Annotated in this window: 16 protein-coding genes and 2 pseudogenes; 14 read left to right on the top strand and 4 right to left on the bottom strand. The window is 74.4% G+C overall.

The genetic code is table 11. The annotated features are described in order from the left end of the window. Nucleotides 1-30 precede the first annotated feature (30 nt). Together MW084_RS13745 and MW084_RS13740 are read left to right on the top strand one after the other, a co-directional pair. On the top strand, nt 31-1,581 hold the full coding sequence (locus MW084_RS13745) for a 3-hydroxyacyl-CoA dehydrogenase (RefSeq protein ID WP_010472911.1): 1,551 nt from the start codon (nt 31-33) through the stop codon (nt 1,579-1,581). Further along, nucleotides 1,578-2,171, top strand: coding sequence for a TetR/AcrR family transcriptional regulator (locus MW084_RS13740; protein ID WP_010472913.1), 594 nt, complete (start codon nt 1,578-1,580; stop codon nt 2,169-2,171). Before MW084_RS13745 ends, MW084_RS13740 begins: the two co-directional genes overlap by 4 nt. 107 nt (nt 2,172-2,278) lie before the next feature. Here the strand turns inward: MW084_RS13740 and MW084_RS13735 are convergent, their stop codons facing one another. Continuing rightward, nucleotides 2,279-2,806 carry an Lrp/AsnC family transcriptional regulator gene (locus MW084_RS13735; RefSeq protein ID WP_372499247.1) on the bottom strand — a complete coding sequence of 176 codons (528 nt, stop codon included), beginning with the start codon at nt 2,804-2,806 and terminating at the stop codon, nt 2,279-2,281. A 181-nt stretch (nt 2,807-2,987) separates the two neighbouring features. Here MW084_RS13735 and pdhA (MW084_RS13730) point away from each other — a divergent pair, with 181 nt between their 5' ends. From pdhA (MW084_RS13730) to MW084_RS13700, 7 genes and pseudogenes are all read left to right on the top strand, one after another. Next, entirely contained in the window at nt 2,988-4,130 is a 1,143-nt protein-coding gene (pdhA, locus tag MW084_RS13730) for a pyruvate dehydrogenase (acetyl-transferring) E1 component subunit alpha (protein WP_010472916.1), read from the top strand. Then, nucleotides 4,127-5,146 carry an alpha-ketoacid dehydrogenase subunit beta gene (locus MW084_RS13725; RefSeq protein WP_010472918.1) on the top strand — a complete coding sequence of 340 codons (1,020 nt, stop codon included), beginning with the start codon at nt 4,127-4,129 and terminating at the stop codon, nt 5,144-5,146. The genes pdhA (MW084_RS13730) and MW084_RS13725 overlap by 4 nt, the downstream gene beginning before the upstream one ends. Continuing rightward, nucleotides 5,143-6,510 (top strand): dihydrolipoamide acetyltransferase family protein, encoded by a 1,368-nt coding sequence (locus tag MW084_RS13720; protein ID WP_275563612.1) that lies wholly within the window; start codon nt 5,143-5,145, stop codon nt 6,508-6,510. The genes MW084_RS13725 and MW084_RS13720 overlap by 4 nt, the downstream gene beginning before the upstream one ends. A gap of 67 nt (nt 6,511-6,577) precedes the next feature. Then, on the top strand, nt 6,578-7,417 hold the full coding sequence (locus MW084_RS13715; protein WP_010476710.1) for an NTP transferase domain-containing protein: 840 nt from the start codon (nt 6,578-6,580) through the stop codon (nt 7,415-7,417). Next, nucleotides 7,353-8,726, top strand: a pseudogene (locus tag MW084_RS13710) (molybdopterin molybdotransferase MoeA); the annotation flags it as partial. The gene MW084_RS13715 and the pseudogene MW084_RS13710, both read left to right, overlap by 65 nt. Continuing rightward, the gene (locus MW084_RS13705; protein WP_050986832.1) at nt 8,723-9,844 is read left to right on the top strand and encodes a potassium channel family protein; all 1,122 of its coding nucleotides are present in this window, start codon (nt 8,723-8,725) and stop codon (nt 9,842-9,844) included. The pseudogene MW084_RS13710 and the gene MW084_RS13705, both read left to right, overlap by 4 nt. A 10-nt stretch (nt 9,845-9,854) precedes the next feature. After that, on the top strand, nt 9,855-10,844 hold the full coding sequence (locus tag MW084_RS13700; RefSeq protein ID WP_010473579.1) for an NAD(P)H-quinone oxidoreductase: 990 nt from the start codon (nt 9,855-9,857) through the stop codon (nt 10,842-10,844). Nucleotides 10,845-10,929: 85 nt separating this feature from the next. Here the strand turns inward: MW084_RS13700 and MW084_RS13695 are convergent, their stop codons facing one another. The 3 genes from MW084_RS13695 to MW084_RS13685 form a co-directional block, all read right to left on the bottom strand. Then, nucleotides 10,930-11,469 (bottom strand): bacterial proteasome activator family protein, encoded by a 540-nt coding sequence (locus tag MW084_RS13695; protein ID WP_029553726.1) that lies wholly within the window; start codon nt 11,467-11,469, stop codon nt 10,930-10,932. 225 nt (nt 11,470-11,694) lie between these two features. Further along, nucleotides 11,695-11,955: a hypothetical protein gene (locus MW084_RS13690; RefSeq protein ID WP_158684356.1), complete on the bottom strand. Its 261-nt coding sequence runs from the start codon at nt 11,953-11,955 to the stop codon at nt 11,695-11,697. A gap of 626 nt (nt 11,956-12,581) precedes the next feature. Continuing rightward, nucleotides 12,582-14,243 (bottom strand): protein kinase domain-containing protein, encoded by a 1,662-nt coding sequence (locus MW084_RS13685; RefSeq protein ID WP_010473589.1) that lies wholly within the window; start codon nt 14,241-14,243, stop codon nt 12,582-12,584. A 312-nt stretch (nt 14,244-14,555) separates the two neighbouring features. On the opposite strand from MW084_RS13685, the pseudogene MW084_RS13680 reads away from it, so the two are divergent. From MW084_RS13680 to MW084_RS13660, 5 genes and pseudogenes are all read left to right on the top strand, one after another. Next, nucleotides 14,556-16,303: pseudogene (locus MW084_RS13680) on the top strand (protein kinase domain-containing protein). A 529-nt stretch (nt 16,304-16,832) separates the two neighbouring features. After that, entirely contained in the window at nt 16,833-18,032 is a 1,200-nt protein-coding gene (pdhA, locus tag MW084_RS13675) for a pyruvate dehydrogenase (acetyl-transferring) E1 component subunit alpha (RefSeq protein WP_010473594.1), read from the top strand. Between the two features lie 2 nt (nt 18,033-18,034). Next, nucleotides 18,035-19,015, top strand: a complete 981-nt coding sequence (locus MW084_RS13670) for an alpha-ketoacid dehydrogenase subunit beta (RefSeq protein ID WP_010473596.1) — start codon at nt 18,035-18,037, stop codon at nt 19,013-19,015. Nucleotides 19,016-19,046: 31 nt separating this feature from the next. After that, nucleotides 19,047-20,429, top strand: coding sequence for a dihydrolipoamide acetyltransferase family protein (locus MW084_RS13665; protein WP_050986833.1), 1,383 nt, complete (start codon nt 19,047-19,049; stop codon nt 20,427-20,429). 317 nt (nt 20,430-20,746) lie between these two features. Then, complete coding sequence (locus MW084_RS13660; RefSeq protein ID WP_106428123.1) at nt 20,747-22,057, top strand: MFS transporter; 1,311 nt, start codon at nt 20,747-20,749, stop codon at nt 22,055-22,057. Nucleotides 22,058-22,061 lie beyond the last annotated feature (4 nt).

The following is a 22,061-nucleotide window of genomic DNA, read 5'->3' as shown; positions in this document are numbered from 1 at the left end:
GTGGAGAACCCAGCGGGGAGGATCACTGACATGACCGGCACCGAGACCACCGGCCGGGCGGCCGGCACCGCCGTCGGACGCGACCGGACGGTCGCCGTCGTCGGCACGGGGACCATGGGCCAGGGCATCGCGCAGGTCGCGCTCGTCGCGGGCCACCCCGTGCGCCTCCACGACGCCGTGCCGGGCCGGGCCGAGCAGGCCGCCGAGTCCGTCGTCGGACGGCTGGACCGGCTGGTCGCCAAGGGCCGCCTCACCCCGGAGGAGCGGGACGCGGCCGCCGCGCGCCTCCACCCGGCCGCCTCCCTCGACGAGCTGGCCGACGCCGCGCTCGTCGTCGAGGCGATCGTGGAGCGGCTCGAGGTGAAGCGGGAGCTCTTCGCCGCGCTGGAGGAGGTCGTCGGCGACGACTGCCTGCTCGCCACCAACACCTCCTCGCTCTCCGTCACCGCCGTCGGCGGCGCGCTGCGCCTCCCCGGCCGCTTCGTCGGCATGCACTTCTTCAACCCGGCGCCGCTGCTCCCCCTCGTCGAGATCGTCAGCGGCTTCGCGACCGACGCCGCCTTCGCCGCGCGTGCGTACGAGACGGCCCGCGCCTGGGGCAAGACCCCGGTGGCCTGCGCCGACACCCCGGGGTTCATCGTCAACCGCCTCGCCCGCCCCTTCTACGCCGAGGCGTTCGCGGTGTACGAGGAGCAGGGCGCCGACCCGGCCACCATCGACGCCGTCCTGCGCGAGTCCGGCGGCTTCCGCATGGGCGCCTTCGAGCTGACCGACCTCATCGGCCACGACGTCAACGAGGCGGTGACCACCTCGGTCTGGGAGGCGTTCTTCCAGGACCCCCGGTTCCGCCCCTCGCTCGCCCAGCGGCGCCTGGTCGAGGCCGGGATGCTCGGCCGCAAGTCGGGCCGCGGCTGGTACTCCTACGACGACCGGGGCGTCCACCGCCCCGAGCCGCACACCGCCGAGCCGGCCGACCCGCCCGCGTACGTCGTGGTCGAGGGCGACCTCGCGCCCTGCGGCGAGGTGCTCGACCTGATCCGCGAGGCCGGGATCCCCCTCCGCGAGGAGGAGGAGGACCGGGGCACGCGCCTGGAGCTGCCCAGCGGGGGCCAGCTGGTGCCGGCCGACGGCCAGACCTCCGTGGAGTTCCGCGACGTCGTCTACTTCGACCTCGCCCTCGACTACCGCCGGGCGACCCGCATCGCGCTCGCCGCGGGCCCCGACACCTCGCAGGAGACCCTCGACCAGGCGATCGGCCTCTTCCAGGCGCTCGGCAAGAAGGTCAGCGTCATCGGCGACGTGCCGGGCATGATCGTCGCCCGGACCGTGGCGAGGCTCATCGACCTCGCGCACGACGCGGTCGCCAAGGGCGTCGCCACCGAGGAGGACGTCGACACCGCGATGCGGCTCGGCGTCAACTACCCCCTGGGTCCCCTCGAGTGGAGCCGCAGGCTCGGCAGGAGCTGGGCGTACGGCATCCTGGAGGAACTCCACCAGCGCGACCCCTCGGGACGCTACGCGCCCTCCCTGGCGCTCTACCGCCACTCCTACGCCGAGGACGAGCGGGAGAGCGAGCGGTGACGGGCGTCAGGCGCGACGCCTACACGCCCGAGACGCTGCTCTCGGTCGCCGTCCGGGTCTTCAACGAGCGCGGCTACGACGGCACGTCGATGGAGCACCTCTCCAGGGCCGCCGGGATCTCCAAGTCCTCGATCTACCACCACGTCACCGGCAAGGAGGAGCTGCTGCGACGGGCGGTCAGCCGCGCCCTGGACGGGTTGTTCGCCGTGCTCGACGAGGAGCCCGCCACCCACGGCCGGGCGGTCGAGCGGGTCGAGTACGTCGCCCGGCGCACGGTCGAGGTGCTGATCGACGAACTGCCGTACGTGACGCTGCTGCTGCGGGTGCGCGGCAACACGCGGACCGAGCGCTGGGCCCTGGAGCGGCGCCGCGAGTTCGACCACCGCATCGCCGATCTGATGAAGGCGGCGGCGGCGGAGGGGGACCTCCGCTCCGACGTGGACATAAGGATCGCGACCAGGCTGCTGTTCGGCATGGTCAACTCGCTCGTCGAGTGGTACCGCCCCCAGGCCGGCGACGGGATCGGCCGCCGGCAGGTGGCGGACACGCTGGTCCGCCTGGCCTTCGAGGGGCTGCGCACCAGCCGCTGAGGCCCTCCCGGCGGGGGACCGGGCCGCCCCCCGCCGGGACGCCCCCGCCACCCGGGAAGGGCGCGTCCCGGCGGGGCCTCCCGCGCTCCGTCCCGGCCGCCGGGCCCCTACACCCCGTCGGCCGCGAACCTGCGGTTGAGCTCCGTCTCCTCGAACACCAGCAGCGTGCGCGTGGACAGCACCTCCGGGATCGCCTGGAGCCTGGTCAGGACCAGTTCGCGCAGGCTGCGGTTGTCCGGCGTGTGCACCAGCAGCAGCACGTCGAAGTCCCCGCTGACCAGGGCGATGTGCGCCGCGCCCGGCAGCGTCTGCAGCTGCTCGCGGACCGTGCGCCACGAGTTCTGCACGATCTTGAGCGTGATGTACGCGGAAGCCCCCTGACCCGCCCGCTCGTGGTTGACGCGCGCACCGAAGCCGCGGATCACCCCGTCGTCGATGAGCCGGTTGATCCGCGCGTACGCGTTCGCACGCGACACGTGGACCCGCTCGGCGACCGACCGTATCGACGCCCGCCCGTCCACCTGAAGGATCCGCAGGATGTCGCGGTCGACGGCGTCGAGCGGACGCGGCGCCGGAGCACGCTCGTCACCCTGCGAAGCCTGCCCCCAACCGTTGGCCATTTGTTCAGCGTCCATATCCCCCCACCTTTCTCTCATGGACGGGCTGCCCTCGCCCCGGGCTGTGCAAAACCGTTTGTCCACAGGGTCGGGGCGCCTGTAGCCAGAATGGCTCCGCGACCGAACAATCGGTAGGTGAGGCGTGCCACACCCGCGCCGTCCCCGGGGCATATGCCCACTCCCACGAGGAGGTGCTGTCATGACGGTCCAAGAGCTGCCCGGCGCGGCCTCTTACCGACCCACTCCGCCGCCGGCGTGGAAGCCGCGCACGGACCCCGCGCCGCTGCTCCCGGACCCCGAGCCCTACCGGGTGCTGGGCACGGACGCGGCGGCCGGCTTCGCCCCCGCCGTGCTGCGCCGGCTCTACGCCGAGCTGGTGCGCGGCCGCCGGTACAACACGCAGGCCACCGCGCTCACCAAGCAGGGCCGTCTGGCCGTGTACCCCTCCAGCACGGGCCAGGAGGCCTGCGAGGTGGCCGCCGCGCTCGTCCTCGAGGAGCGGGACTGGCTGTTCCCGTCGTACCGGGACACCCTGGCCGCCGTGGCACGCGGACTGGACCCCGTCGAGGCGCTGACGCTGCTGCGGGGCGACTGGCACACCGGGTACGACCCGCGCGAGCACCGCATCGCCCCCCTGTGCACCCCGCTCGCCACGCAGCTCCCGCACGCCGTGGGCCTGGCCCACGCGGCCCGCCTCAAGGGCGACGACGTCGTGGCGCTGGCCATGATCGGCGACGGCGGCACCAGCGAGGGCGACTTCCACGAGGCCCTGAACTTCGCCGCCGTGTGGCAGGCCCCCGTGGTCTTCCTCGTGCAGAACAACGGCTTCGCGATCTCCGTGCCGCTCCACAAGCAGACCGCGGCCCCGTCGCTCGCCCACAAGGCCGTCGGCTACGGCATGCCCGGCCGGCTCGTCGACGGCAACGACGCGGCCGCCGTCCACCAGGTGCTCTCCGAGGCGGTGGCCCGCGCCCGGCGCGGCGGCGGCCCCACGCTCGTCGAGGCCGTGACGTACCGCGTCGACGCCCACACCAACGCCGACGACGCGACCCGGTACCGCGAGGCCGACGAGGTCGAGGCGTGGCGGCGGCACGACCCGATCGAGCTGCTGGAGCGGGAACTGACGGAGCGCGGCCTCATCGACGAGGACGGCATCCGCGAGGCGGCCGACGAGGCCGAGACGATGGCCGCACGACTGCGCGAGCGGATGAACGCCGACGCCGTGCTCGACCCCATGGACCTGTTCACCCACGTCTACGCGGAGCAGACCGCGCAGCTCAGGGAGCAGGCCGCGCAGCTGCGGGCCGAGCTGGACGCCGAAGCGGAAGGTGACGACCGATGACCACCGTGGCAGCCAAGAAGGCGGCCAAGCCCGCCACCATGGCGCAGGCCCTCCAGCGGGCCATGCGCGACGCGATGGCCGAGGACCCGACCGTGTACGTCATGGGCGAGGACGTCGGCACGCTGGGCGGTGTCTTCCGCGTCACCGACGGGCTCGCCAAGGAGTTCGGCGAGGACCGGTGCGCCGACACGCCGCTCGCCGAGGCCGGCATCCTCGGTGCGGCCGTCGGCATGGCGATGTACGGGCTGCGGCCGGTCGTCGAGATGCAGTTCGACGCCTTCGCCTACCCGGCTTTCGAGCAGCTCCTCAGCCACGTCGCCAAGATGCGCAACCGCACGCGCGGCGCGATGCCGATGCCGCTGGTCGTCCGCGTTCCGTACGGCGGCGGGATCGGCGGTGTCGAGCACCACAGCGACTCCTCCGAGGCGTACTACATGGCGACCCCGGGGCTCCACGTCGTCACCCCCGCGACGGTCGACGACGCCTACGGGCTGCTCCGCGCCGCCATCGCCTCCGACGACCCGGTCGTCTTCCTGGAGCCGAAGCGGCTGTACTGGTCGAAGTCCGACTGGTCGCCCGACAACCCGGCCGCCGTGGAGCCGATCGGCCGCGCCGTGGTGCGCCGCAGCGGCCGCAGCGCCACGCTGATCACGTACGGCCCGTCCGTGCCGGTCTGCCTGGAGGCGGCCGAGGCGGCGCAGGCGGAGGGCTGGGACCTGGAGGTCGTGGACCTGCGCTCGCTGGTGCCGTTCGACGACGAGACCGTCTGCGCGTCCGTGCGCCGCACGGGCCGCGCGGTCGTCGTGCACGAGTCCACCGGCTTCGCCGGGCCGGGCGCGGAGATCGCCGCCCGGGTCACCGAGCGGTGCTTCCACCACCTGGAGGCTCCGGTGCTGCGGGTGGCCGGCTTCGACATCCCGTACCCGCCGCCGATGCTCGAGCGGCATCACCTGCCGGGAGTCGACCGCGTCCTGGACGCGGTCGCCCGGCTCCAGTGGGAGGCGACGAGCCGATGAGCGAGGTTCTGGAGTTCAAGCTGCCCGACCTCGGCGAAGGACTCACCGAGGCCGAGATCGTGCGGTGGCTCGTCTCGGTCGGGGACGTCGTCGCCATCGACCAGCCGGTCGTGGAGGTCGAGACGGCCAAGGCGATGGTGGAGGTCCCCTGCCCCTACGGCGGCGTGGTCACCGCCCGCTTCGGCGAGGAGGGCGAGGAGCTGCCGGTCGGCGCCCCGCTGCTGACCGTCGCCGTCGGCGCCACGGAGGCGCCGGCCGCCTCCGCGGCGCCCGGGAAGCCCGGTGCGGCCCTGCAGGCGGACACCGTCGGGGGATGCGCCGAACCCGCCGACGAGGGCTCGGGGAACGTGCTGGTCGGCTACGGCACGAGCACGGCGTCCGCCCGCAGGCGGCGGGTCCGTCCGGCGGCGCCGATCGCCGCGTCCGCCCCCCGGACCGCACCCGCTCCCGCACCGGAGCCCGCTCCCGTGCCGGCTCCCGCCGTGCCCGCGGAGGGTCCGGTGCCGGTGATCTCGCCGCTCGTGCGGAAGCTCGCCCGGGAGCGCGGGGTCGATCTGCGGCAGCTGCGCGGTTCCGGCCCGGACGGGCTGATCCTGCGGGCCGACGTCGAACGGGCCCAGGACCGGGCGCAGGACCGGGCGCAGGCCGCCGCTCCGGCGCGGCCCGCACCGGCCGGGGCCGAGCGGGTGCCGCTGCGCGGGGTGCGCGGTGCGGTCGCCGACAAGCTGAGCCGCAGCCGCCGGGAGATCCCCGACGCCACCTGCTGGGTCGACGCCGACGCCACGGAGCTCATGGCCGCGCGCGCCGCGATGAACGCCGCCGGCGGGCCGAAGATCTCCCTGCTGGCGCTGCTGGCCCGGATCTGCACGGCCGCGCTCGCCCGCTACCCGGAGCTGAACTCCCGCGTCGACCTCGACGCCCGCGAGATCGTCCGGCTTCCCGAGGTGCACCTGGGCTTCGCGGCCCAGACCGACCGCGGCCTGGTCGTGCCCGTCGTCCGCGACGCGCACACCCGCTCCGCCGAGGACCTCACGGCGGAGTTCGCCCGCCTCACCGAGGTGGCACGGGCGGGCACCCTGTCCCCGGCCGACCTGACGGGCGGCACGTTCACGCTGAACAACTACGGCGTGTTCGGCGTCGACGGCTCCACACCGATCATCAACCACCCCGAGGCGGCGATGCTCGGTGTGGGCCGGATCATCCCGAAGCCGTGGGTCCACAACGGCGAGCTGGCGGTCCGCCAGGTCGTGCAGCTGTCCCTCGCGTTCGACCACCGGGTGTGCGACGGCGGTACGGCGGGCGGCTTCCTGCGGTACGTCGCCGACTGCGTCGAGCACCCCTCGGTGCTGCTGCGCACCCTGTAGTCCGGGACCCGGCCCCGTTCCCCGGGGCCGGGTCCCGCTCCGCCCCGGCGGCGACCATACTGGGCACGTGACCCGATTCGACGCCGTCGTCCTGGCAGGAGGCGCCGCGAGGCGACTCGGTGGCGCGGACAAGCCCGGCCTGAGCGTCGGGGGGCGCACCCTGCTCGACCGGGTGCTGCACGCCTGCCGCGACGCCGGGCGGGCCGTGGTGGTCGGAGGCCGGCGACCGACCTCCCGGCCCGTTCTGTGGGCGCGGGAGGAACCGCCGGGCGGCGGGCCCGTCGCCGCCCTGGCCGCCGGGGTGCGGCACGTCGGCGCCGACACGGTCGTCGCCCTCGGCGGCGACCTGCCGTTCCTGGACCGAGCGGCCGTGCGGCACCTCGTCGACGCGCTCGCCGCGTCGACCGCCGAAGCCGTCCTCGCCGTCGACGAGGAGGGACGCGACCAACCCCTCCTCGCCGCCTACCGCACCGAACCGCTGCGCCGCGAGATCGCCCTCCTCGCCACCGAGCACGGTCCTCTCTCCGGGTTGCCCCTGCGTCTGCTGACGCAGGAACTGGACATCGCCCGGGTCCCCGCCCGGCCGCTCGCCGCGTTCGACTGCGACACCTGGGAAGACCTCGCCGCGGCCCGGGCCCGCATCAGGGAGCATGGGAACGTGCTGGACGAATGGATCACCGCGGTGAAGGCCGAACTCGGCGTCGAACTCGACGTCGACACCGCCCTGCTGCTCGACCTGGCCCGCGACGCAGCCCACGGCGTCGCCCGGCCCGCCGCGCCGCTCACGACCTTCCTCGTGGGGTACGCGGCGGCCACGGCGGAGGGCGGCCCGCAGGCCGTGGCGGAGGCGGTCCGGAAGGCGGCCGCGCTCGCGAGCCGCTGGGACGGCGAGGCCGACGCGGGATGACCGAGCAGGACGCCGACGGCGTCGACGAAGCCCTCGCCCTGGTCGGCCCCCCGCCGGCCCTCCCGCGACCTTCCCGCCCGGCGGCACCCCCTGGCACCGGGCCCGCGCCGCGGCCGACCGCGCGGGCCGCGGCACGACTCCCCGGACCCGCCGGGTGCCCCTCCACGAAGCGCTCGGACGGGTCCTCGCCGAGCCGTTGGCCGCCCTCACCGACCTGCCGCCGTTCGACACCGCCGCCATGGACGGCTGGGCGGTCGCCGGTCCCGGGCCGTGGGAGGTCCGCGAGGGGGAGGCGGTCCTCGCGGGCCGCGGCGGGGTCCCGGTACTGCCCGACGGCGTCGCGGTGCGCATCGCGACGGGCGCCCGCGTCCCCGCCGACACCACCGCCGTCGTCCGCTCCGAGCACGCCCGCACCGAGGCGGGCCGCGGCGGCACGGGACCGGGCGGCCATCTGCACGCCCGGTACGAGCCGGCGCCCGGCCAGGACATCCGCCCGCGCGGCCAGGAGTGCCGCACCGGCGACGAACTCCTCCCCGCCGCCACGGTGCTCACCCCCGCCGCCCTCGGCCTGGCCGCCGCCGCGGGGTACGACGAACTGGCCACCGTCGAGCCGCCCCGTGCCGAGATCCTCGTCCTCGGCGACGAACTGCTCGCCTCGGGCGTCCCCCACGACGGGCTCGTCCGGGACGCCCTCGGCCCCATGCTGGGCCCCTGGCTGCGCTCCCTGGGGGCGGAGGTCGTCGCCGTGCGGCGCATCGGGGACGACGCGGAGGCGCTGTACGAGGCCGTCACCGGGTCGGGCGCCGACCTCGTCGTCACCACCGGGGGCACCGCCGCCGGACCGGTCGACCACGTCCGCCCCGTCCTGCTCAAGGCGGGCGCCGAACTCCTCGTCGACGGCGTGCGGGTGCGGCCGGGGCATCCCATGCTGCTGGCCCGCCTCACCCCGTCCCGGTACCTCGTCGGGCTGCCGGGCAACCCGCTGGCCGCCGTCTCCGGGCTGCTCACCCTCGCCGAGCCGCTGCTGCGCGGCCTCGTCGGGCACCGGCCCCCCGAGCCGCGCCGGGCACCCCTGCGCGACGAGGTGCACGGCCATCCCCACGACACCCGCCTCGTGCCGGTCGTCCACCGCACCGGGCAGGTCGTGCCCCTCCACTACACCGGCCCCGCCATGCTGCGCGGCCTCGCCGCCGCCGACGGGTTCGCCGTGGTGCCGCCCGGCGGCGCCCGGCCCGGTGACGTGCCGGAGGTCCTCGACCTGCCGTGGGCGGCCGCGGCGGCACCGGCCCGAGAGAGGCGTTTCACGTGAAACACCCCAGCAGGGAAGCCCGTGCCAGCCATGAGGAGGACCAGCTGGCCACCGGCCGGGTCAGCCTGCCGAGGAGGATCGTCGAGCATCCGCTGAGGCAGGTCGGCCAGCGGCTGGCACTCGCCCTTCTCGTCCTGCTCGTGACGGTGCTGATCGTCGTGGCCGACAGCAGCGGGTACAAGGACAACGTCGACGGGCAGGTCAGCGCCCTCGACGCCGTCTACTACGCCACGGTGACGCTCTCGACGACCGGCTACGGCGACATCGTGCCGGCGAGCGACAGCGCCCGGCTGGTCAACGTGCTGGTCGTGACCCCGCTGCGCGTGCTCTTCCTGATCATCCTGGTCGGCACCACCCTGGAGGTGCTGGCCGAGCGCACCCGCGAGGAGTGGCGCCAGAAGCGTTGGAGGTTGGCCTTGCGAGACCACACGGTCGTCGTCGGATTCGGTACGAAGGGGCGCTCCGCACTGGAGACCCTGATGGCCACGGGGCTGAAGAAACAGCAGGTCGTGGTGGTCGACCCGAGCAGCAAAGTGATCGAGATGGTCAACGCGGAGGGGCTGACCGGCGTCGTCGGCGACGGTACCCGCAGCGATGTGCTCCTCCGCGCCGAGGCCCAGCGGGCACGCCAGATCATCGTCGCCACCCAGCGGGACGACACCGCCGTCCTCGTCACCCTCACGGCGCGCCAGCTCAACCGGGGAGTCAAGATCATCGCCGCGGTGCGCGAGGAGGAGAACGCCCCGCTGCTGCGCCAGTCCGGGGCGGACGCCGTCATCACCAGTGCCAGCGCCGCGGGACGGCTGCTCGGCCTGTCCGTGCTGAGCCCCAGCGCGGGCACGGTACTGGAGGACCTGATCCACCAGGGCACCGGACTCGACATCGTGGAGCGGCCGGTGACCAAGGCGGAGGCGGGCCGGAGCGTCCGGGACACCGAGGACCTGGTGGTGAGCGTGCTGCGCGGCCACCGCCTGATCGGGTACGACGACCCGGAGGCCAGCCCGCTCCAGCTGACCGACCGGGTCATCGCGATCAAGCGGTCGAAGGGCGCCAACGGCGTGGCGGCCCCGAAGGGCGCGGCGTGGAACGGCTCCTCGACCGGCATGGCGGCGGAGTAGCCTCGCGGCCATGCGTGCGATCACGATTTCCGAACCCGGAGGCCCCGAGGCGCTCGTCTGGTCCGAGGTGCCCGACCCCGTGCCCGGAGAGGGCGAGGTCCTCGTCGACGTGGTGGCTGGTGCCGTCAACCGCGCCGACCTGCTCCAGCGGCAGGGCTTCTACGACCCCCCGCCGGGCGCGTCCCCGTACCCCGGCCTGGAGTGCTCGGGCCGGATCGCCGCGCTGGGCCCGGGCGTCTCCGGCTGGACCGTCGGCGACGAGGTGTGCGCGCTGCTCGCGGGCGGGGGGTACGCCGAGAAGGCGGCCGTCCCCGCCGGCCAGCTGCTGCCGGTGCCGAAGGGCGTCGACCTGGTGACCGCGGCGGCGCTGCCGGAGGTCACCGCGACCGTGTGGTCGAACGTCTTCATGGTGGCCCGCCTGAGCCCGGGCGAGACCCTGCTGGTGCACGGCGGCGCCAGCGGCATCGGGACGATGGCGATCCAGCTCGGCAAGGCGGTCGGCGCCCGGGTCGCGGTGACCGCGGGCGGCCCGGAGAAACTGGCCCGCTGCGCCGAGCTGGGCGCGGACATCCTGATCGACTACCGCACCCAGGACTTCGCGGAGGAACTGCGCAGGGCCACCGACGGGGCGGGCGCGGACGTCATCCTGGACATCATGGGCGCCAAGTACCTGGGGCCGAACGTCAGGGCGCTCGCGGTGAACGGCCGGCTCGCCGTCATCGGCCTCCAGGGCGGTGTCAAGGGCGAGCTGAACCTGGGGGCGCTGCTCGCCAAGCGGGCCGCCGTGACGGCGACCTCGCTGCGGCAGCGGTCGCCGGAGGAGAAGGCGGCCATCGTCGCCGCCGTACGGGAGCACGTCTGGCCGCTGATCGAGGCGGGCGTCGTCCGCCCCGTCGTGCACCGCGTCCTCCCCCTGGCACAGGCCGCGGAGGCCCATCGGGTGCTGGAGGCCGGCACCCACGTCGGCAAGGTGCTGCTGACCACGGACGCGGCCGCCTGAGGACCGCCTCGGGCACCGCGGAACGGCGAACGGCCCGGCGCACGGGAGGTGTGCCGGGCCGTTCGCCGTTCGCGGGCCTACGGGGTCACAGGTACGGGCCGCCGGTCCGGGCGCGGCCGTGTCCCTCGTCGTCGTGCGGCGCGGCCATGCCCGGGGGAAGGGCCCGGCGCATCTGTTCCAACTGGGCGCGGGCCGCCATCTGCTGGGCGAACAGCGCCGTCTGGATGCCGTGGAAGAGGCCCTCCAGCCACCCGACCAACTGGGCCTGGGCGATCCGCAGTTCCGCCTCCGAGGGGACCTTCTCGTCGGTGAACGGGAGGGACAGCCGCTCCAGTTCCGCGACGAGCTCCGGGGCCAGTCCCTCCTCCAGCTCCTTCACGGAACTGTGGTGGATCTCCTTCAACCGGACGCGGCTGGCCTCGTCGAGGGGAGCCGCCCGCACCTCCTCCAGCAGCTGCTTGATCATGCTGCCGATCCGCATGACCTTGGCCGGCTGCTCGACCATCTCCGTCACCGGGGTCTCACGGGACTCGTCGTCGCCCTCGCCACCGAGCGCCATGCCGTCCTGCCCGACGACCAGGACCTGCGGGGCCTCCTGCGACCGTTCATTCCTCGGCATCTCCATGCCGTCATTCTCTCGCACGGGTGTCTCACCACACGGTGTGCCCCCGCACACGGACGATCCACCCCCGTACGGGACGCACGAACCGGTGCGATCCTCCCCGAACGGCCACGCCGCCTCCAAGCCGTACCGAACGGCCGCGCCGGTCCCGGGCCACCCGGGGCCGCCCCGGCCTCCGCGGGAGGCACGCGGCCCCGGCCCCCGGCGGCCCGACCGCGGACGGCGGCGTCAGGCACGGCGGACGCGGAGCCCGATGAAGCCGAAGCCGATTCCCATCAGGGTGAGCCCCAGGCCCAGTGTCAGGACGGGGACGCGCCGGTCGACGCCGGTCTCGGCGGCCTGCCCGTGCGGCTCCCAGGCGGCGGCGGAGGGGGTGCCCCGCGGTGGTACGACGGCGTGCGAACCCTGCTCCGGTACGGTCTTCGGTCCCGCGTCCCAGCGCTCCCGGTGGTCCCAGGGGGCCCAGTGGTGGCGGCCGAGCTCCGGCACCGTACCGGTGCGCGTGCGGCCGGCGGACGGCGAGGAGGACGGCGACGGGGTGGCGGAGGGGCTCGGGGACGGGCGCTCGGGACGGCCGGGCCGCTCCCGCCCGGCCCCGGCGGGCCGTCCCGCCAGCGAGGGCTCCCCGGTGCCCGGCGGGGCCGGGGTACCGGCCTCGGCACCGCCCGGTCCGGTGGGAGAGGGGCCGGTGGAGGAAGTCGGCGGAGCACCCGTCGGGGAGGCCGGCCCACCGGTCGGGGAGCCGGTCGGGGAGCCGGGCGGGCCGGGCCGCCCGTCCGGTCCGGACGCGGTGGGCCCCGGGGCCGTCGTCCCCGTACCGGGCGTGGGGGAGGCCGTCCCGGCGGGCCCCGTCGCCGTGCCCGCCCGCGGCGGCGCACCGCCGTCCGCGTGCGCGAGGTGGAGCGGGCCCGTCGCGCACAGGAGGAGGAAGCTCAGCGCGACCGCCCGTCCGGTGCGAGGACGTGGAGCCATCGGGGACTCCCTTTCGCGCGGCGTTGCTCGTTTCCGCCCACCCTCACACACGGCGCCGCACCGGGCCTCCCGAAACGGCCGAACGGCCCAGTGCGCGCGGCGGAACGTGCGGCGAACGGCGGGGAAACGCCGAGGCGGCGGCGCTACCGCCGGCCGCGCCCCGTGGAGATCTCCAGGGTGAAGTCGGCCTCGGCCGTGCTGATCTCGGTGCCCTGCGGCGGGTACTGGGTGAGGACCGTCCCGTCGCCGTAGACGTTCTCATCGACCGGGATCTCCTTGGTGATCTTCCAGCCGGCCGCCTGGATGCACTCCTTGACCGAGGTGATGTTCTTGTACCGGAAGTCCGGGACCCGGAACTTCTGCGGGTCGTCGCCCTCGCCGGGTTCCGTGCACTTCTTGGCGTCGATGCGCTTGCCGAGGTCGGGCCCCCGGTAGTCGGAGCCCTCGGTGCCGGTGCCGGTGCCGGTGCCGGTGCTCTCGCTCGGCTGCGCGACCGGCGTGCCCGGGGCGTCGTCCTTGTCGAGGGCGATCGCGGTGATCGTCCCGCCGACGGCGATCAGCGCGGCCAGGATCGCGCCCACGAGCAGCGGCGTGTTCCGCCGGCCGCCTCCGCTCCCGCCGCCCGTCGCCACCGGCTGGTAGGGCGCCTGCGCCGGGTGGACGGGCGCCGGCGCCTGCGCCTGGTGCGGGTAGCCGTACGCGGCCGGAGCCGGAGCCGGAGCCGGCGTCGGGGCCGGGGCCGGGGTCGGCGGGCCGTACGGACCCGGCGCCTGGTACGGCGTCTGGACGCCCTGCGCCGCGGGGGCCGCGTACGACTGGTCCAGCGGCGGGAACACCGTCGAGCCGACGCCCGCGCCGCTGCTCACCGGGGCGCCCGGGACGATCACCGGCGCGCCGGCCTGCCCGGCGGACAGCACGCGCAGGCACTCGTCGCGCATGGCGGCGGCGCTGGGGAACCGTTCGTTCGGGTTCTTCTTCAGCGCCCGTGCGACGAGCGCGTCCATCGCCGGTGTGACCGACCGGTTGACGGAGGACGGCGGGACGGGCTCCTCCTGGACGTGCGCGTACGCGATGGCGAGCGGCGAGTCCGCGTCGAACGGCAGCCGCCCGGTCAGCAGCTGGAACAGCATGATGCCGACCGAGTACAGGTCGGACCGGGCGTCGACGCCGCGGCCGAGGGCCTGCTCGGGCGACAGGTACTGGGGCGTGCCGACGACCATGCCGGTCTGCGTCATCGACGTGACGCCCGACTGCATGGCGCGGGCGATGCCGAAGTCCATGACCTTGACCACGCCGCGCTTGGTGATCATCACGTTGCCCGGCTTGATGTCGCGGTGGACCAGGCCCATCTCGTGGCTGGTCTCCAGCGCGGCCAGCACGTCCGCGGTGATCTTCAGGGCCTTGTCGGCCGGCATCGCGCCGTACTGCCGGACGTCGGCCGCCAGCACCGAGCCGAGCGGCCGGCCCTCCACGTACTCCATGACGATGTACGGCATGACGCCGCCGTCGCCCATCGAGGGGTCGCTGAAGACGACCGTGTCCTCACCGGTGTCGAAGACCGACACGATGTTGGTGTGCTGGAGCTTCGCGACGGCCTGGGCCTCGCGCCGGAACCGCTCGCGGAACGACTGCTCCCGGCCGAGTTCCGTGTGGAGGGTCTTGATGGCGACCTGCCGGTCCAGGGCGCTGTCGTACGCCAGGTACACCGAGGCCATGCCGCCTTCGCCGAGCAGGTCGCGCAGCTGGTAGCGGCCGTTCGCCACCGAACCGCCCGCGTAGCGGCCGTGTGCGCCGTCCTGGCTCATCGTGCTTCCCCCTACGCGCGCGTGCCCGCGGCGATCTGCCGGATATACGGGCCAAGTCTGCCCCAGGGCACGGACACGTCAAGCCGGAGGCCTGTTCCGTGACCGTACGCACCGGAAGCGTCCCGGAAGCGTCACGCGGACCGCGCGGAATTTGCACGGGCGTACGGGAAACCGGTTGGATGGCCGGTCCATCCCGAACCGGCGCGTCACACGAAGGCTGTAGCGTGACGTGGCGAAGCACCCCTGGGAAGACGGCGGCACACCGCTCGCGGGCACAGCGCGCGGACGGCAACGGAAATGACGGCGAGGACGATGGCACCCGGATCCGAAGCAGGTGGCGGCGGCGTGTCGGACGACGGGGCGCCGGGGCGCGGCGAAGCCGTCGAGTTCGGCGCCGGCGGCCTGGTCGGCGACGGCCGCTACCGCCTGACCCGCCGCCTCGGCCGCGGCGGCATGGCCGAGGTGTTCGCGGCGGAGGACGTGCGGCTGGGCCGGACGGTCGCGGTGAAGCTCCTCCGGGCCGACCTGGCGGAGGACCCGGTCTCCAAGGCCCGCTTCACGCGCGAGGCCCAGTCCGTCGCGGGGCTGAACCACCACGCGATCGTGGCGGTGTACGACTCCGGCGAGGACGAGGTGAACGGCCAGTCCGTGCCGTACATCGTCATGGAGCTGGTCGAGGGCCGCACCATCCGGGAGCTGCTGGTCGGCGCGGAGACGATGCCGCCCGAGCGGGCGCTGGCCATCGTGTCGGGCGTGCTGGAGGCGCTGGCCTACTCGCACCAGCACGGCATCGTGCACCGCGACATCAAGCCGGCGAACGTCATCATCACCAACAGCGGCGCCGTCAAGGTCATGGACTTCGGCATCGCCCGCGCCCTGCACGGGGCGTCCACGACGATGACGCAGACCGGCATGGTCATGGGGACCCCCCAGTACCTGTCGCCCGAGCAGGCCCTCGGCAAGGCCGTCGACCACCGCTCCGACCTGTACGCCACGGGCTGCCTGCTGTACGAGCTGCTGGCGCTGCGGCCCCCGTTCGTGGGCGAGACGCCGCTGTCCGTGGTGTACCAGCACGTGCAGGACGTGCCGGTACCGCCGTCCCAGGTGTTCGACGAGGCCCCGCCGGAGCTGGACGGGCTGGTGATGCGGGCGCTGGCGAAGGACCCGGACGACCGGTTCCAGAGCGCCGAGGAGATGCGCGGGCTGATCCAGTACGGGCTGAGCATGCTCCAGGAGCAGGGCGGCCACACCGGGACGTGGAGCACCGGGCAGGTCGACCTGCACGAGGGCGGCCACACCCCGCGCGGCGGCGTCGCGGCGACCGCCGTGATGGGCGGGCTGGCGGGCCCGTCCACGCCGTCCCGGCCGATGCCGCTGCACGGCGACACCTCGCAGGCCCCGATCCTGCCGCCGCCGAACCCCGACGACGGCGCCTACCCGGGCGGGTACGAACGCGGGGGCGGCGGCCGCGGCAAGGTCCTGCTGTTCGTCGCGTTCGCGCTGGTCGCGATCGTGGCGGGCATCGTGTACGCGATGAACGCGGGCGAGACGACGCCCGGCACGGACATGAAGCCGACCACCAGCCCGACCCCGTCGGTCTCGCCCACCCTCACCCCCACCCCCCCACCCCGTCCGCATCGGAGCCCCGGGAGGAGACGCAGCAGCCCGGCACGTCGAGCGGCGGCGGGAACGGCGGCGGGGACCGCCCGTCGTGGCCCCCGAGGGCGCCGTCGTACAGCCGGCCGCCGACGTTCTCCACGAGCGGCGGCACCGGTGACACGGGGGCGACGACGGACGGTCCCACCGATGGCGGCGACACCACCGGCACGACCGACGGCGGCGGCGACACCACCGGCACGACCGACGGCGGCACGACCGGCGGCAGCACCGGCGACGGCGGTACGGGCGACGGAGGCACCGGCGACGGCGGGACGACCGGCTCGACCGACACGGGCGGCGGCAGCGGCGGCGACACCACCGGAGTGACCGGCTCCGGTCAGCAGGGCGGAATGACGACGGGGTCCACGGCCGCCGACGGCGGCTCCACCACCGGCGGCTGAGGCCCCGGCCGCCCCGGCCGGGGAGCGCGCCGCGCACCGGCCCGGGCCTCCGCGGCGCCCGGCCGGACGGGCCGGGGGCGGAGGCGGAGCCGCCGCGGGCCCGTGCGGCATATGCCGGATACCGGGTCGTCACGGGATGACCCGGGTCACATCACGGTCCTGTGAACTCTTCCCGACAACGGGGTGCGCGGGATAACGTGCCGGTGTTCCGGCGGCCGTGAGGCTGTTGCCAGTGTGTTGTCCAAGCGGTGCCAGCGGTGCGACCGGGCTTCGCCCCAGATTCCTCGAATTACTTGGAAATCCAAGAAAAATCGCAGGTCAGGGGGGTTAGCGGGATGGCCGCACACTGGGTAACGTGCTTACCACAGGCGCTCGCCGGAACACTTGTCACGCCTGTTTCCGGCCGAGGGCACCCACCCCGTGCACCGAGCACGGACCAGGCGAGCCGCTTTCCCGAGCTCCGCAGGAGCGGGGAACCCCAGGCCACCCGGCGGACCCCGGGAGCCCGGACAGACGGAGGAGCACGCACGTGACCGTGGACAGCACTGCCGCGCGTCAGCCGCGACGCAGCGGCGGCACCAGCAGCGGCGCCAAAGCCGCCGAGGGCGGTGCCGCCAAGCGCGCCGCCCGCGCGAGGAAGCCGCGGAGTTCCGACTCCGAGCCGCAGCTCGTACAACTGCTGACGCCCGAGGGTGAGCGCGTCCGGCACCCCGAGTACGACGTCGACCTGACCGCCGACGAGCTGCGCGGCCTGTACCGCGACATGCTGATGACCCGCCGTTTCGACGGCGAGGCCACGGCGCTCCAGCGGCAGGGCGAGCTGGGCCTGTGGGCCTCGCTGCTCGGCCAGGAGGCGGCGCAGATCGGCTCCGGCCGCGCCCTGCGGGACGACGACTACGTCTTCCCGACCTACCGCGAGCACGGCGTCGCCTGGTGCCGCGGGGTCGACCCGACGAACCTCCTCGGCATGTTCCGCGGTGTGAACAACGGCGGCTGGGACCCCAGCACCAACAATTTCCACCTGTACACGATCGTCCTCGGCTCGCAGACCCTGCACGCCACCGGCTACGCCATGGGCGTCGCCAAGGACGGCGCGGACTCCGCCGTGATCGCGTACTTCGGGGACGGCGCCTCCAGCCAGGGCGACGTCAACGAGTCGTTCGTCTTCTCCGCCGTCTACAACGCCCCGGTCGTGTTCTTCTGCCAGAACAACCAGTGGGCGATCTCCGAGCCCATCGAGAAGCAGACCCGCGTCCCGCTCTACCAGCGCGCGCAGGGCTTCGGCTTCCCCGGCGTCCGCGTCGACGGCAACGACGTCCTGGCCTGCCTCGCGGTCACCCGCTGGGCCCTGGAGCGCGCCCGCCGCGGCGAGGGCCCGACGCTCATCGAGGCGTTCACCTACCGCATGGCCGCCCACACCACCTCCGACGACCCGACCCGCTACCGGCACGACGACGAGCGGGCCGCCTGGGAGGCGAAGGACCCGATCCTGCGCCTGCGCCGCTACCTGGAGGCCCAGGGCCACGCCGACGCGTCCTGGTTCGAGGAGCTGGAGGCGGAGAGCGAGGCCCTCGGCAAGCAGGTCCGCGAGGTCGTCCGCGCCATGCCCGTGCCGGAGCACATGGCGATGTTCGACAACGTGTACGCGGACGGGCACGCCCTCGTCGACGAGGAGCGCGCGCAGTTCGCCGCCTACCAGGCGTCCTTCGCGAACGGAGAGGCCGAGTAACCATGGCTGTTCAGAAGCTTCCCCTCGCCAAGGCGCTCAACGAGTCGCTGCGCAAGGCCCTGGAGACCGACCCCAAGGTCGTCGTCATGGGCCTGGACGTCGGCAAGCTCGGAGGTGTCTTCCGGATCACCGACGGCCTGCAGAAGGACTTCGGCGAGGACCGGGTCGTCGACACCCCGCTCGCCGAGTCCGGCATCGTGGGCACCGCGATCGGCCTCGCGCTGCGCGGCTACCGGCCGGTCGTGGAGATCCAGTTCGACGGCTTCGTCTTCCCGGCGTACGACCAGATCGTCACGCAGCTCGCGAAGATGCGGGCCCGCTCGCTCGGCACGGTGAAGATGCCGGTCGTCATCCGCATCCCGTACGGCGGCGGCATCGGCGCCGTCGAGCACCACTCCGAGTCGCCCGAGTCGCTCTTCGCGCACGTCGCGGGCCTCAAGGTCGTCACCCCGGCCACCTCGTCCGACGCCTACTGGATGCTCCAGCAGGCGATCCAGAGCGACGACCCGGTCATCTTCTTCGAGCCCAAGCGCCGCTACTGGGACAAGGGCGAGGTCGACACCGAGGCCATCCCCGGCGAGCTGCACAGGGCCCGGGTCGCCCGCGAGGGCACGGACCTCACCCTCGTCGCCTACGGCCCGATGGTGAAGACCTGCCTGGAGGCGGCCGCGGCCGCCGCCGAGGAGGGCCGGTCGGTCGAGGTCGTGGACCTGCGCTCGATCTCCCCGATCGACTTCGACACCCTCCAGGCCTCGGTCGAGAAGACCCGCCGCCTGGTCGTCGTGCACGAGGCCCCGGTGTTCTTCGGTTCCGGCGCGGAGATCGCCGCCCGGATCACCGAGCGGTGCTTCTACCACCTGGAGGCCCCGGTGCTGCGGGTGGGCGGGTACCACGCGCCGTACCCGCCGGCCCGCCTGGAGGAGGAGTACCTGCCGGGTCTGGACCGGGTGCTCGACGCCGTCGACCGCTCGCTGGCGTACTGAGAGAGGACATCCCGTGATCCGCGAGTTCAAGATGCCGGACGTCGGCGAGGGTCTCACCGAGGCCGAGATCCTCAAGTGGTACGTCCAGCCCGGTGACACCGTCACGGACGGGCAGGCCGTCTGCGAGGTCGAGACGGCGAAGGCCGCCGTGGAGCTGCCGTGCCCGTTCGACGGGGTGGTGCACGAGCTGCGCTTCCCCGAGGGCACGACGGTCGACGTCGGCGAGGTCATCATCTCCGTGAACGTGGGCGGCGACGAGCCGGAGGCCGCCGAGGCCCCCGCCGCCGCCCCGGCCCCGGCGGTGGTGGAGGCCCCGGAGGAGTCGCAGGGCCGCCAGCCGGTCCTCGTCGGCTACGGCGTGGCCGCGTCGTCCACGAAGCGGCGCCCGCGCAGGCAGGACACCGCCACCGCCCCCGCCCCGGCCGCCCGCGCGGCCGTCCAGGGCGAGCTGAACGGCCGGGCCCCCGCCCCGGTGGCGCCCGAGCCGCAGGCCCGCCCCCTGGCCAAGCCGCCCGTGCGGAAGCTGGCCAAGGACCTGGGCGTGGACCTGGCGACGGTCGTCCCGACCGGCCCCGACGGGATCGTCACCCGCGAGGACGTGCACAAGGCGGCCGCTCCCGAGCAGGCCCCGGCGGCCGTCCCCGCGCAGCTCCCGGCCCCCGCGGCGCCCGACGAGGCGCAGGCCCCGGCGGCCGGTCCGGCCGCCGTCGGCGCCCGGGAGACCCGTGTCCCGATCAAGGGCGTGCGCAAGGCCACGGCGCAGGCCATGGTCGGCTCGGCGTTCACCGCGCCGCACGTCACCGAGTTCGTCACGGTCGACGTGACCCGCACCCTGCGGCTCGTCGAGGAGCTGAAGGCGGACAAGGACATGGCGGGGCTGCGGGTCAACCCGCTGCTGCTGATCGCCAAGGCCCTGCTCGTCGCCATCCGCCGCAACCCGGAGATCAACGCCTCCTGGGACGAGGCCGCCCAGGAGATCGTGGTCAAGCACTACGTCAACCTGGGCATCGCCGCCGCCACCCCGCGCGGCCTGATCGTGCCGAACATCAAGGACGCCCACGCCAAGACGCTCCCGGAGCTGGCGCAGGCGCTCGGCGAACTGGTCGCCACCGCCCGCGAGGGCAGGACGACCCCGGCGGCCATGCAGGGCGGCACGGTGACGATCACCAACGTCGGCGTCTTCGGCGTCGACACCGGCACGCCGATCCTCAACCCCGGCGAGTCGGCGATCCTCGCGGTCGGCGCGATCAAGCTCCAGCCCTGGGTGCACAAGGGCAAGGTCAAGCCGCGCCACGTCACCACGCTGGCGCTCTCCTTCGACCACCGGCTCGTCGACGGCGAACTGGGATCGAAGGTCCTGGCCGACATCGCGGCCGTCCTGGAGAACCCCAAGCGCCTGATCACCTGGGCGTGACGAACACCCCGGCGTGAGCGGGCCCCCGCCCGCCGCGCCGCCCGGAGGGCCCGGACGCCGACGAGCGTCCGGGTCCTTCCGGTCCTCCGGGTCCTCCGGATCCTTCCGGTCCTCCGGATCCTTCCGGTCCTCCGGGCCCGGTCCGCGCGCCGGACGCGCCCTCCGCCGCGTCCCGCCCGTACCTATCCTGTGTACATGCCACCCGTCGCGCACCCGTCCCCGCCCGCCGCCGCACGGGTCCGCGTCCACACCGGGGCGGCGGCCCCCGGCCGCCGCGCCGGCAGGGCGGGGACCGTGCTCCGGGGCGAGGCCCGGTGATCCCCGCCCCCTCCCCGGCCGCCGCGCTCCCCGCAGATCCGCCCGGCGGCCGCCGGGCGGTCCTCGTGTGGGGCGCCGGCGTCTGCGTGTACCTCGTCGCGGTCGTCTTCCGCACCTCGCTGGGCGTGGCCGGGCTCGACGCCGCCGACCGCTTCCACGTCAACGCCTCCGCGCTGTCGGCGTTCTCCATACTCCAGCTGCTCGTCTACGCGGGCATGCAGATACCCGTCGGCCTGCTGGTGGACCGGCTGGGCACGCGGAGGGTCCTGACCCTGGGCATCGTGCTGTTCACGGCCGGGCAGCTCGGCTTCGCACTGTCCCCGTCGTACGGGACGGCGCTGGCGGCCCGCGCGCTCCTGGGCTGCGGCGACGCGATGACCTTCATCTCCGTGCTGCGGCTGGGCAGCCGCTGGTTCCCGGCGCGGCGCGGCCCGGTGGTCGCGCAGGTGGCGGCGCTGTTCGGGGTCGCCGGCAACCTGCTGTCGACGATCGTGCTGGCGCGGATGCTGGAAGGGCTGGGCTGGACGGCGACGTTCGCCGGGAGCTCCCTGGCCGGGCTGGCCGTCCTGGTGCTGGTCGCCGTCTTCCTGAAGGACCATCCCGAGGGCTTCGAACCGGAGCCCGTGCCGCACGCGGGGGCCGCGTACGTACGGCACCAGATCGCCCGCGCCTGGCGGGAACCGGGCACCCGGCTCGGCATGTGGGTGCACTTCACGACGCAGTTCCCCGCCATGGTGTTCCTGCTGCTGTGGGGGATGCCGTTCCTGGTCGAGGCGCAGGGCCTGTCCCGGGGCCGGGCCGGCGAGCTGCTGACGGCGGTGGTGCTCTCCAACATGGCGGTGGGCCTCGCGTACGGGCAGCTGATCGCCCGCCGCCACGCGGCGCGCGCCCCCCTGGCGCTGGGCACCGTGGGCGCGACGGCCCTGGTGTGGGCGGCCGTCCTGGCGTACCCGGGGGACGACGGGGCGCCGATGTGGCTCCTGGTCTCGCTGTGCGCCGTCCTCGGCGCGTGCGGACCGGCGTCGATGATCGGCTTCGACTTCGCACGGCCCGCCAACCCGCCGGAACGGCAGGGCACCGCCTCGGGAATCGTCAACATCGGCGGGTTCACCGCCTCGATGGCGGCGCTCCTGGCGATCGGCGTCCTGCTGGACGCGACCGGCGGCGACTACCGGACGGCGTTCTCGTCGGTCTTCGTCCTGCAGGCGCTGGGCGTCACCCAGATCCTCCGGCTCCGCGCCCGCACGGCGCGCCGGGAGCGCGAACGGCCGGCCGCCGACCGCGCGGCGCCGCCCCGCGTCCCGGCGTGACGCC

It is taken from the genome of Streptomyces sudanensis, from assembly GCF_023614315.1.
Taxonomy (GTDB): Bacteria; Actinomycetota; Actinomycetes; order Streptomycetales; family Streptomycetaceae; genus Streptomyces; species Streptomyces sudanensis.
The sequence above is the reverse complement of the archived record's forward strand: the minus strand, read 5'-3'. Positions and strand labels throughout refer to the sequence as shown.

What these genes read in the sequence shown, in the direction of transcription:
- MW084_RS13745 (WP_010472911.1), top strand. Translation starts at nt 31, where the DNA reads ATGACCGGCACCGAGACCACCGGCCGGGCGGCCGGCACCGCCGTCGGA.
- MW084_RS13735 (WP_372499247.1), bottom strand. Translation starts at nt 2,806, where the DNA reads ATGGACGCTGAACAAATGGCCAACGGTTGGGGGCAGGCTTCGCAGGGT.
- pdhA (WP_010472916.1), top strand. Translation starts at nt 2,988, where the DNA reads ATGACGGTCCAAGAGCTGCCCGGCGCGGCCTCTTACCGACCCACTCCG.
- MW084_RS13725 (WP_010472918.1), top strand. Translation starts at nt 4,127, where the DNA reads ATGACCACCGTGGCAGCCAAGAAGGCGGCCAAGCCCGCCACCATGGCG.
- MW084_RS13720 (WP_275563612.1), top strand. Translation starts at nt 5,143, where the DNA reads ATGAGCGAGGTTCTGGAGTTCAAGCTGCCCGACCTCGGCGAAGGACTC.
- MW084_RS13700 (WP_010473579.1), top strand. Translation starts at nt 9,855, where the DNA reads ATGCGTGCGATCACGATTTCCGAACCCGGAGGCCCCGAGGCGCTCGTC.
- MW084_RS13695 (WP_029553726.1), bottom strand. Translation starts at nt 11,469, where the DNA reads ATGGAGATGCCGAGGAATGAACGGTCGCAGGAGGCCCCGCAGGTCCTG.
- MW084_RS13685 (WP_010473589.1), bottom strand. Translation starts at nt 14,243, where the DNA reads ATGAGCCAGGACGGCGCACACGGCCGCTACGCGGGCGGTTCGGTGGCG.
- MW084_RS13670 (WP_010473596.1), top strand. Translation starts at nt 18,035, where the DNA reads ATGGCTGTTCAGAAGCTTCCCCTCGCCAAGGCGCTCAACGAGTCGCTG.
- MW084_RS13665 (WP_050986833.1), top strand. Translation starts at nt 19,047, where the DNA reads ATGCCGGACGTCGGCGAGGGTCTCACCGAGGCCGAGATCCTCAAGTGG.